The sequence below is a fragment of the Lactiplantibacillus fabifermentans DSM 21115 genome (genome assembly GCF_000498955.2).
In the GTDB taxonomy this organism is placed as follows: domain Bacteria; phylum Bacillota; class Bacilli; order Lactobacillales; family Lactobacillaceae; genus Lactiplantibacillus; species Lactiplantibacillus fabifermentans.
Genome location: NZ_AYGX02000086.1, coordinates 1 through 7,362, shown reverse-complemented (window position 1 = coordinate 7,362; position 7,362 = coordinate 1). Strand labels below are relative to the sequence as shown.

Annotated in this window: 8 protein-coding genes and 1 pseudogene; 4 read left to right on the top strand and 5 right to left on the bottom strand. The window is 44.4% G+C overall.

Going from position 1 to position 7,362, the window contains the following annotated elements:
• Nucleotides 1-49: 49 nt before the first annotated feature.
• A pseudogene (locus DY78_RS08500) lies at nt 50-355 on the bottom strand (response regulator); the annotation flags it as partial.
• Between the two features lie 167 nt (nt 356-522).
• On the opposite strand from DY78_RS08500, the gene DY78_RS08495 reads away from it, so the two are divergent.
• The 3 genes from DY78_RS08495 to celB all read left to right on the top strand — a co-directional run bounded on the left by DY78_RS08495 (nt 523) and on the right by celB (nt 3,224).
• Nucleotides 523-810 (top strand): hypothetical protein, encoded by a 288-nt coding sequence (locus DY78_RS08495; protein ID WP_024626004.1) that lies wholly within the window; start codon nt 523-525, stop codon nt 808-810.
• A gap of 60 nt (nt 811-870) precedes the next feature.
• On the top strand, nt 871-1,605 hold the full coding sequence (locus tag DY78_RS08490; RefSeq protein WP_024626005.1) for a MurR/RpiR family transcriptional regulator: 735 nt from the start codon (nt 871-873) through the stop codon (nt 1,603-1,605).
• Between the two features lie 296 nt (nt 1,606-1,901).
• Nucleotides 1,902-3,224: a PTS cellobiose transporter subunit IIC gene (gene celB / locus DY78_RS08485; protein ID WP_024626006.1), complete on the top strand. Its 1,323-nt coding sequence runs from the start codon at nt 1,902-1,904 to the stop codon at nt 3,222-3,224.
• A gap of 22 nt (nt 3,225-3,246) precedes the next feature.
• On the opposite strand, the gene DY78_RS08480 is transcribed toward celB, so the two are convergent.
• Nucleotides 3,247-3,498 (bottom strand): hypothetical protein, encoded by a 252-nt coding sequence (locus DY78_RS08480; RefSeq protein WP_033613562.1) that lies wholly within the window; start codon nt 3,496-3,498, stop codon nt 3,247-3,249.
• A gap of 212 nt (nt 3,499-3,710) precedes the next feature.
• Nucleotides 3,711-4,022 carry a hypothetical protein gene (locus tag DY78_RS08475; RefSeq protein ID WP_024626007.1) on the bottom strand — a complete coding sequence of 104 codons (312 nt, stop codon included), beginning with the start codon at nt 4,020-4,022 and terminating at the stop codon, nt 3,711-3,713.
• Between the two features lie 225 nt (nt 4,023-4,247).
• Here DY78_RS08475 and DY78_RS08470 point away from each other — a divergent pair, with 225 nt between their 5' ends.
• Nucleotides 4,248-4,502, top strand: a complete 255-nt coding sequence (locus DY78_RS08470; RefSeq protein ID WP_024626008.1) for a hypothetical protein — start codon at nt 4,248-4,250, stop codon at nt 4,500-4,502.
• A gap of 135 nt (nt 4,503-4,637) precedes the next feature.
• Here the strand turns inward: DY78_RS08470 and DY78_RS08465 are convergent, their stop codons facing one another.
• Both DY78_RS08465 and DY78_RS08460 read right to left on the bottom strand, forming a co-directional pair.
• Nucleotides 4,638-5,672 carry an LCP family protein gene (locus DY78_RS08465; RefSeq protein ID WP_024626009.1) on the bottom strand — a complete coding sequence of 345 codons (1,035 nt, stop codon included), beginning with the start codon at nt 5,670-5,672 and terminating at the stop codon, nt 4,638-4,640.
• Between the two features lie 485 nt (nt 5,673-6,157).
• A complete protein-coding gene (locus tag DY78_RS08460; RefSeq protein ID WP_024626010.1) occupies nt 6,158-7,183 on the bottom strand; it encodes an LCP family protein in 1,026 nt (341 codons plus the stop codon).
• Nucleotides 7,184-7,362: the final 179 nt, after the last annotated feature.

Sequence of the window (7,362 nt, the reverse complement as noted above, 5' to 3'; positions counted from 1 at the left end):
GTTATGCTGAACAATTTGTCCAAAAATTCGGATTAAATTTGCAATCTACCATATAATCATCGGCGCCGTTATCTAAGCCGGCGACTTTATCACCAACATAATCGCGCGCGGTCATGATGATGACGGGCACTTGGTCGTGTTTACGAATCCGGCGCAAGACTTCCATGCCATCGAGTTTGGGTAACATCCAGTCGAGTAAGATTAAAAGTAGTTCATTTTGATGGGCTTCATAAGTTTCCATAGCGGCCAAGCCGTCGTTGGCCACCAGTACGTTAAAGTCCTCAAATTGAAGCTCCTTAGTTAAATAACCAGATAAGCTCAGTTCATCTTCCACGATTAAGATGGTATTTTTCATAATATAAATCCTCCAATACGCCCAATTTACGTTAATTATAGCGGAAAAGTATGCCGGCGGGATGATATTTCCACTTAAATTCCATGATTTTCAACCAATTATGAAAGCGCCTTATGGGGGATATGGTAAACTAAAATGACGAGTAAAGATTAAGGGAGGATTTAAAAATGGGATTGTTTAGCGATGCCATGCAGGCACTGTATCATAGTGGCCATTATGGCTTTTCAATCAATGTGAAAAAAACGGCGCCGGCGGTTGATCCAAAAGAAGTACCGGCGATTGTGGCCTTAGGGAACCTCAATCGGACGCCTAATTTCAAGACGTGGCACATTGACTCACCGTATAAAACACCAGAATTCACGGAAAAATTGACGGCCGCTTTGGCAACTTGTGACCTCGAAATGAGTGATCTTGAGATCAAACCAGAGATTGATGGTCGCTGGGGGGATCACTAGGTGGAATTTGTTCCTACAAGTCTAACTTGTGTGAATAACTATTAATCGGGGGGCGAAACGATGTTTTCATACGACCAAGTGCAACAGCTCAATCGGTTAGAAATTGAGATTTATAAGTATATTATGGGACATCCTGCCGAAGTCAGTACGATGACGATTCGCCAACTAGCTGACCAGAGCCACGTCTCAGCGACGACGATTTTGCGGTTCTTGAAGCGGATGGGCTACGACGGCTATGCCGAATTCAAGTTCACGTTGCGCGAACAATTGCGTAAGGACGCCGAACAGCCACTATCGCAAACCGTCGTGCCGATGCGCGTCTTCTTTGAACGGATGGATATTCCGGCGACCACGACTAAGATTCGCCAAGCCGCCGAGTTGATTCGGGCAGCCCAGATGGTGGTCTTGATTGGTGCGGGGAGCAGTGCGGGGTTAGCCAGTTACGGTACGCGCCTGTTAGCTAACTTTGGGATTTATACGATGATGATTTCCAATACGTTACAGCCGCATCCCGTCACGCCGCACGACTTGTCGGGCACGGTATTGTTGATGTTATCTGTTTCGGGGGAATCGGAAGATGTCATTCAACAAGGCATCTATTATCAACAAAATGGGGCTAAATTGATTGTCATTACGGCCAGCAGCCATTCGACGTTGGCCGGCATTGCGGATGTCTTACTAACGTACGATACGCCGGAAGTTCAAGCGATTAGTGGGGGCAGCAGCTTATCGCAACTGCCCGTCGTCTATTATTTAGAACAGTTGGCCATGAGTGCCCAACCATTAGAAAAGTAAGTCGGAACATGTTCCTTAATTGGAACATGTTCTTTTTGATGGAACGTCATTCTGTTTAGTTTGTAAGGGTATACATTTAACTAACGACGGGTATAATAGACTTTATAGAAAGCGCATACAATGAATTGTATTTCTAGGACACAACTCATGATGAAACATGTTATTAAAAGGTGGGCCCGCGCAAAGATAATTGGCCATTATCGGGAGTAGCGCCGGTCAATCACTTGGAGATATCCAAGCTTAACATGGTAATGCGTGTATTTATTTATTTTTAAATTATTCTAGGGGGTCACGACATGAGCGAAAACAATAAATCAAGTTTCGTTAATGATCGACTCATTCCATTATTCGGTAAGATTGCGGGTTCTCGTCATTTGATCGCGTTACGTGATGGGATGACACTTGCCGTACCAATGATTATTATCGGGTCGGTCTTCATGATTATCGCCCAATTCCCAATTGCGGGCTATCAAAGCTTTATGCTGAAAACCTTTGGGAAAAACTGGGCCACGATTGTACAATATCCAACCAACGCATCCTTCCACGTGATGGGGTTAATCGCCGTTATCGGGATTGCATATAACTTAGCCAAGAGTTATAAAGTCGACCCAATTTCAGCGTCCATCGTTTCGATGAGTGCCTGGTTATTAACGATTCCATTGAACACCGATAAAGCCGGTGCACTCTGGGTTCCGTTAACTCAATTAGATTCAGCCGGACTGTTTACTGCTCTTATTGTTGGTTTATTTGTAACCGATTTCTACGTCTTTATGGTACATCGCAATTGGACAATTAAAATGCCCGATAGTGTGCCACCGGCTGTCAGCAACTCATTTTCAGCGTTAGTACCTGGGTTCATTATCTTAGTCCTTGTTTGGATTTTACGGTTACTCGTTGAAGCAACACCAATGCAAAGCATTCCAAACGTTATTTCATTCGTTTTAGCTAAACCACTAGGCTTGTTGAGTAACACCTTACCAGGCGCGTTAGTTGCCGAATTCGTCATCTGTTTACTTTGGATCTTCGGGATTCATGGTGCCAACGTGGTTTCTGGGGTGATGTCCGCGGTTTGGTATGCAGCGATGTCACAAAACGCCGCTGCTCATGCTGCTGGTAAAGCTTTACCAAACGTTGTTACGCAACAATTCTTCGATAACTTCATCCATATGGGTGGTTCTGGTGCAACCTTAGGCTTAGCCTTCATGATTGCCTTCTTTGCTAAGAGTGCCGAATTTAAGACTTTAGGTAAATTAGTCATTGGACCCGCTATCTTTAACATTAACGAACCAATCGTCTTTGGTTTGCCAATCGTTATGAACTACCGGATGGCGATTCCATTTATCGCTGCCCCATTAGCCAACGTTGTGACGACTTACTTCGCAATGTCCACGGGCTTAGTAGCTAAGACGATGGGTGTCATGGTTCCTTGGACCACGCCACCAATCATTTCTGGTTACTTGGCAACGGGTCACATCTCTGGTGCCGTGTTGCAAGTCGTTAACATCGTCATTGACGGTGCAATCTACTACTTCTTCTTCAAAGCCTTGGATCGTGATAAGGTCAAAGAAGAAAAGAGCTTCGAAGCCAAAGAAGCCGCTGGTCAAACAGCTGAAATTTAAAGTTAAACCTTTTAAAGTCACGCTACTTAGCGTGGCTTTTTTTGGTGACGATTGCCGCTACCAACTGACCGTAATTCCAGTCGCCATGGGGAACGGCCCAAGCCTGAGGAGCGGTCTTGGACCTCGCTTTTGAGCCTAAAAAGCCAGTCTCAAAAGACGTCCGTGGTGTAAACGGGATACAAACCAATCCCGTTAACGCCACCTGCATGGCGCCTTCCATCACGGTCAGCCGGTAGCTGGCTTGATTTTGGAACGTTAATGGTGTGACGCTCATTTCATAGTAGTGTCATAGATGTTGGTCACTGTTTAGAGGAGCTGTGAAGTATTACAGCCAAATAGCAAGGTTAGTAAAGTGACCGTAACATATTGTGAAGTTGGAAAATCGTAGTAGTGTGGGATAAACGATGGTCGTGAGCTTGGTTTGCAACGCGGAATATTAAAAACGCCCGCCAACAAGTGGCGGACGGTTCATCTCATTTTTTAGGTTTAACGCGTGTGGAATTGTGGATGTAACATATTTGGTTTCGTGTGGTCGGTGCCGACGTATTGGATTAGCCAATAGTCATTTTGAGGTAACGCATAACGAGCGATTACGTGGGAAACCGTATAACGAATCATATCGGCATTGGCGTCACTCCATAAACGCCAAGTCGGCATTTTGGCGGAATAGACCGGTTCCCAATCACCCAAGTTGCGTTCGGCGGCTGATAAGGAGACCAATAAGTCAGTGTAGCTATTGCCAGTTAATTCGATTAAATAGCAATATTTTTGCTGATGCACTGGTGCGGCATTGATCATCGCGGGTAAACTCCTTTACTTGGATTGACTTTTTTAGTCGATAATAACTTTTCTCATATATAGTACAACCGTTTCACTAATCTGGCTACTGTTTTCAGCCTAGTGTTATCTAAATGTAATAATTGACCTTGCAATTTAAAAAATAAACAGTGTAAGGGCTTGACCTGAAACGCGTTTCAGTGGTTATAGTAAGGGTAAATAATAACGGGAAAGGAAGCGGGTCGTATGGAAACGGGGATTCTAAAAGCAATTGACTTAAAAACGGCGGCCGAACAATACTTCTTTGTGACGGTTCAACGTTACGCGGACTGGATTTTAGTTAAGTCCTTACAGTCAATTAAACCCTTCGAACTCTTACTGAATCAGCGGGATTTGCGGGTCAGTGCCCACCACGCAGTTGCCGCGTGTGGTAATCAGCGTTATGAATTTAACGACGATACCGGTGGGCTCATTACCCAGCTCAGTGCTTGGGCCGGATAAAGCGTGACTGTTGCCTAGTTTAGCGGTCTTGTCCAGTGTTTGGTAGTCCATCGTGATTAACTTATAAAAATATTTGATTATTAAAAACGCCGAGCTGATAACGACTTTCGTTGTCAACTCGGCGTTTAATGTTCATTATTTCGTATCGTCCGTGTAGGTAATTGTATCTAAACCATTCGTATTGTAATTCAGATTGGTCGTGCCATTGTAAGTGGTGTTTAATGCGTTGAGTCTTGTTTCCATGTTACTCAACTTTTCAGCGCTGAGGCCCAATTGGGAACGAATCGCGTTAGACGTACTTTGGAGCGTCTTGGTGCTAGCAATTTGATAGGAACTCGTATTGATCCAAGCTGGCATCCCAATGAGCTGTGTCGATTTAATATTCTTCGTGTTGGCATGGTCATTAGCCGCTAATGAGACTAAGTCGTTAAAACTCAAGTCGGTCTTCAAGTTGCCCTTCAATGACGTTAGCAGTTGGCTATAACGGGTATAAGTCTTGGAATCCGCAAGTTTGGCCAACACGGCCTTCATGACTTGTTGCTGCCGTAATTGACGCCCGTAGTCGCCGCGCGGGTCTTGATAGCGCATCCGCGTATAAGTTAACGCTTGTTTACCATTCAAATGGTGGGTGCCTTTAGTAATTGTAATGTGATCGAAGGTGACGTTTAGTGGACTAGTAATCGTCACGCCACCGACTGCATCAACAATCTGTTTGAGACCGCCCATGTTTAAGGTGGCATAGTAATCAATCGGAATGTTTAACAAAGCGCCCACGCTAGCCTTAGCCATATCCGACCCGCCAATATTATAAGCCGCATTGAGTTTTTGCACGTTAGTTGGTTTAACCCCGACCATTTGTGCTAGCGTATCGCGGGGAATACTAGTAATGACGGTCTTTTTCGTCTGGGGATTAATGGTAACGACCATAATCGTATCCGAATTACCCTTATCAATCCGGCCATCCGCCCCCGTATCAACCCCTAATAACAAAATGCTAATTGGTTTGCTAGTATCAACGCTACTAGCCTGCTTACTCCCAGTATAAATAGTAGAAGTGTAGCGAGCTTGGGCTTGTTTAATCATAAAGCCAGCCCCAATCAGCACAATTAAGACAATCAACCCGACCGCAATCAAAATCGGCCGGCGCTTAGAACTTGCCATATGTCGCATGGAATAACCCCTCTTTTGTTGGTGGAACGTCCCCCATATTTTTGTGCTTCGTTTGTTAGCATAATCGTTGCTAGGGTACATGAAAAATACTTATTTTGAGTTTACGCAATTTGAAATTTAGATACCATGATTGTGACTTTGATAGGTAAGTTCAGTTACAAGAGCGAAAGCCCAGACGGGTTGCGACCGAGCATAGCCTAGCCAGTGCCATTATACGGTGGGCTTTCCGTATGATGGCACTGGCGTAGCTAAGCGGAGGGGGCAGTCTGGGCTTTCGCGTTTCGACAATCAAGATAAGACGAGTGGGCCTTCCGAATGATGGCGGTGACGTAGCTAAGCGGAGGGGGCTGCCGGCTTTTCCGCGTTTCGACGATCAAGATAGGGCGAATGGTTTTCCACACCGCGACAAAAAAGCTACCCAAATGAAATTAAAAAATCTCATTGGGTAGCTTTTAATACTGTCCTAACTACGCGTTACAAAAACGCTATTCCGAATAAGTAATACTATCCAAACCATCAGTATTATAAGTCGTATTAGTCGTTCCATTATAACTAGGATTCAACGCATTCAACTTAGTTTCCATATTACTCAATTTTTCCGCTTTCAATCCTAACTGTTTCCGCAAAGCGTTCGAAGTCTTTTGTAGCGTTTTAGTACTGGCAATTTGATAAGAACTCGTATTGATCCAAGCTTCTGTCCCAATCAATTGCGTTGACTTAATGTTTTTGACGTTGGCTTTATCGTTCGTGGCTAGGGCGACCATGTCTTTAAAGCTCAAATCAGTTTTAAGATTGCCCTTTAAGGCGGTCAATAATTCGCTATACCGTGACCAAGTTTGGGCTTTGGCAATCTTGGTCAACACGGCTTTCATGACTTGTTGTTGTCGTAACTGCCGCCCGTAATCACCACGGGGATCTTGGTAACGCATCCGGGTGTAAGTTAAGGCTTGTTTACCATTTAAATGATGCCAACCTTTAGTGATAGTGATGCCGTCATACGAGACTTTCATCGGGCTCTTAATTTTGACGCCGCCCACGGCATTGACGATTTGTTTTAAGCCACCCATGTTAATTGTGGCGTAATAGTTGATGGGAATGTTTAAGAGAGCACTGACGCTCGCTTTGGCCATTGTCGAGCCGCCGATGTTATAAGCGGCGTTCAATTTTTGCACATTAGTCGTTTTGGTGCCTTTCATTTGGGCTAACAAGTCGCGAGGAATACTGGTGATGACTGTCTTTTTCGTCTTGGGATTGATGGTGACGACCATGATGGTATCGGAGTTACCTTTCGTAATTCGGCCATCGGCACCGGTATCGACGCCGAGTAATAAGATACTGATAGGCTTACTCGTGTTCGTTGTTTTGGCGGTGCTACTGCCGGTATAAATGGTACTTTGGTAGCGGGCCTGAACTTGTTTGACAATTAACGTGACGACCCCGCCGCCAATTAAAATAATAATAATCGCCGCAATGAGTAGTAAGCGGCGGTGCTTGTGAAACCAATGTAACATCCTAAAACCTTCTTTATTTAATCTGAAGCGGTGTTCTTCCAGCATACTAGTTGCGGCATTTACTGAAAAATACTTATTTTGAGTGGTCACGATTGAAAAAATAGATAGGCCCCCAGTTATTTGGTTATTTGGTAGATTGCAAATTTAATCCGAATTTTTGGACAAATTGTTCAGCATAA

Coding starts and splice junctions, on each gene's coding strand:
- DY78_RS08495 (WP_024626004.1), top strand. CDS start 523: ATGGGATTGTTTAGCGATGCCATGCAGGCACTGTATCATAGTGGCCAT.
- DY78_RS08490 (WP_024626005.1), top strand. CDS start 871: ATGTTTTCATACGACCAAGTGCAACAGCTCAATCGGTTAGAAATTGAG.
- celB (WP_024626006.1), top strand. CDS start 1,902: ATGAGCGAAAACAATAAATCAAGTTTCGTTAATGATCGACTCATTCCA.
- DY78_RS08480 (WP_033613562.1), bottom strand. CDS start 3,498: ATGAGCGTCACACCATTAACGTTCCAAAATCAAGCCAGCTACCGGCTG.
- DY78_RS08475 (WP_024626007.1), bottom strand. CDS start 4,022: ATGATCAATGCCGCACCAGTGCATCAGCAAAAATATTGCTATTTAATC.
- DY78_RS08470 (WP_024626008.1), top strand. CDS start 4,248: ATGGAAACGGGGATTCTAAAAGCAATTGACTTAAAAACGGCGGCCGAA.
- DY78_RS08465 (WP_024626009.1), bottom strand. CDS start 5,672: ATGCGACATATGGCAAGTTCTAAGCGCCGGCCGATTTTGATTGCGGTC.
- DY78_RS08460 (WP_024626010.1), bottom strand. CDS start 7,183: ATGTTACATTGGTTTCACAAGCACCGCCGCTTACTACTCATTGCGGCG.